The 2,583-nt window shown below is 71.7% G+C and carries 3 protein-coding genes; all 3 read right to left on the minus strand.

Annotation, left to right across the window (positions count from 1 at the left end):
• Window positions 1–80: 80 nt before the first annotated feature.
• Window positions 81–659: a peptidoglycan-associated lipoprotein Pal gene (pal, locus tag PKE44_RS10320; RefSeq protein ID WP_324550764.1), complete on the minus strand. Its 579-nt coding sequence runs from the start codon at window positions 657–659 to the stop codon at window positions 81–83.
• A 59-nt stretch (window positions 660–718) separates the two neighbouring features.
• Window positions 719–2,011, minus strand: coding sequence for a Tol-Pal system beta propeller repeat protein TolB (gene tolB / locus PKE44_RS10325; RefSeq protein WP_324550766.1), 1,293 nt, complete (start codon window positions 2,009–2,011; stop codon window positions 719–721).
• An 11-nt stretch (window positions 2,012–2,022) separates the two neighbouring features.
• Window positions 2,023–2,583: cell envelope integrity protein TolA (tolA, locus tag PKE44_RS10330; RefSeq protein WP_324550769.1), on the minus strand; the 561-nt coding region annotated here is incomplete at its 5' end.

Here is a 2,583-nt window from a genome sequence, read left to right on the forward strand (position 1 = left end):
GCCGGCGGGCAGCGCGGCGAGCAGGGCGGTCGCGAGGGCGAGGCGGCGCAACGCGGCGGCGGTCATGGCGGCGGCGCGGCTCAGTAGGCGATCTCGACGCGACGGTTCTGCGCGTAGGCGCTCTCGTCGTGGCCGCCGACGGCCGGGCGCTCCTCGCCGTAGCTGACCGTGCGCATCTGGTTCGGCTGCACGCCGAGCGCTTCCATGGCGCGACGCACCGCGACGCTGCGCCGCTCGCCGAGGGCGATGTTGTATTCGCGGCTGCCGCGCTCGTCGGCGTGGCCTTCGAGGATCGCCACCGAGCCCGGCGTCTGCTGCAGGTACTGCGCGTGCGCCTGGATGATCGGCCGCGAGTCGGCGCGGATGTCGGCGCTGTCGTAGTCGAAGTACACGACGCGCTGCTCCTGCGTGGCACCGGGGCCGCCGACGTAGCCGCCGGCCGGGCCGCCGCTGCCATAGGCACCGCCGCTGCCGTACTGGCCGCCGGCACTGGCGCCGTAGGCTCCGGTGCCGCTGCCGCCGCTGCCGCTGGAACCATCGCCGGAGGTGCTGCCGGTCGAGGAGCAGGCGGCAAGCGTTGCCAGCGTGGCGGCGGCGAGCACGGTCTTCAGCGTCTGCAGGGAGCGGTTCTTCGGGGTCGGGATGCGCTCGGCGTTCATGTTCGGATCGGATTCCTGTGCGGGTTCTTCGGGATCGGGGCGGATCGGAGGGCTGCGGTTCAGCGGCCGTACGGCGACCACGCGGGTTCGCGGACTTCGCCGTCGGTCGACAGCAGCGTCTGCCTGACGCGGCCGTCGGTGGACACGGCCGCGAGCACGCCGCGCCCGCCCTGCTGCGTGGCGTAGAGGATCATGCCGCCGTTCGGCGCGAAGCTCGGTGATTCGTCCATGCCGCCGTCGGTCAGCAGGCGGGTGTTGCGGCCGCTCGCGTCCATGACGGCGATGTGGAAGCGTCCGCCGCTGCGCGTGACGTAGGCGATGCTCTTGCCGTCCGGCGAGAAGGTCGGCCGCGAGTTGTAGTCGCCGGAGAAGGTCAGGCGCTCGGCGCCGCCGCCGCCCGCCGGCATCCGGTAGAGCTGCGGACCGCCGCCGCGATCGGACGTGAACACGATTGAGCCGCCGTCCGGCGACCACGTGGCCTCGGTGTCGATCGCCGAGGTGCTGGTCAGGCGCTGCGTCTGGCGCGAGGCGAGGTCGTAGCGGTAGATCTCGGGGTTGCCGTCCTTCGACAGCGTGAACGCGAGCTGGCTGCCGTCCGGCGACCAGGCCGGCGCACCGTTGATGCCGGGCGAGGCCGAGATGGTCTGGCGAGCGCCGGTGAAGACGTTCTGCACGACGATCTGCGCGGCGCGGTTCTCGAAGCTGACGTAGGCGAGCTTGCTGCCGTCCGGCGACCAGGCCGGCGACATCACCGGCAGCGGCGAGCGCAGCACGACCTGCGGGTTGTAGCCGTCGGAATCGGCGACCACCAGCGTGTAGCTGCTGGTGCCGCGCGCGGTGACGTAGGCGATGCGCGTGTTGAACGCGCCCTTCTCGCCGGTGAGCTTCTCGTAGATCAGGTCAGCGATGTGGTGCGCGACGCGCCGCAGGTCGCCGCTGCGTACGTCGAAGCTGCTGCCGAGCAGCTGCGAGCCCTGATAGACATCGGCGAGCTGGAACTGCACGGCGTAGCCGGCCCCGCCGGCGCGCACCTGACCGACCGCGAGGTGCGGCACGCCGATCGAGCGGAAGCTCGCGTAGTTGACCTGCGACAGCTCGGTCGGGCGGTCGGCGTACTGGCTCGATGCGAGCGGCGAGAAGCGGCCGCTGCGCTTGAGATCGGCCGTGATGATCGCGGCAATGTCGGCCGGCAGCCCGGCGTTGCCGCCGAACGGCGCAATCGCAATGGGCAGGGCCCCTTCGACACCCTTGACGATCTCGATGGTCAGTTCGGCGCGGGCCGTGGTCACGGCGGCCAGCGTCAGCAACAGCGCGGCAAAGGCACGCGCGCGCGTCGGGAGAGTCTTGAGCACCCTGCGCTTCCTCACTCGGCAACCTTGAACTTGAACACGAAGCTTTCCTGCTGCAGCCGCTCGGCCAGCACGGGATCGCGTGGCAGCGGCAGCGGCGAGGCGCGCTTCAGTGCGGCGAGTGCGGCGCCGTCGCAGACGGCATTGCCGCTGCTGCGCCGCACGCTGGCCGAGACGACCTCGCCGCCCGGCGACAGCTTAATCGAAATGTCCGCGACCCCGCCCTCGGGGCAGGCCGGCGGCGGCTGGTAGCGCGGCTCGACGTGGTTGACCAGCAGGCTCTGGTAGGCACTGAGTGCTGCGGCCGTGACCTGCTGCTGCGCGGCGCGCTCCTTGGCTTCGCGTGCGAGCAGGTCGGCGAGATCCTTCCGCGCTGCCGCGGCCTTGGCTTCGGCATCCGCCCTGGCCTTGGCCTCGGCTTCGGCTTTGGCCTTCGCGTCGGCCTTGGCCTTCGCATCGGCGTCGGCTCTGGCCTTGGCATCGGCTTCCGCCCTGGCGGCCTTGGCCTTCGCATCGGCATCGGCTTTGGCCTTGGCGTCGGCTTCCGCCCTGGCGGCCCTGGCCTTCGCATCGGC

Origin of the sequence: Plasticicumulans sp. (assembly GCF_035331805.1) — a bacterium.
GTDB lineage: Bacteria > Pseudomonadota > Gammaproteobacteria > Competibacterales > Competibacteraceae > Plasticicumulans.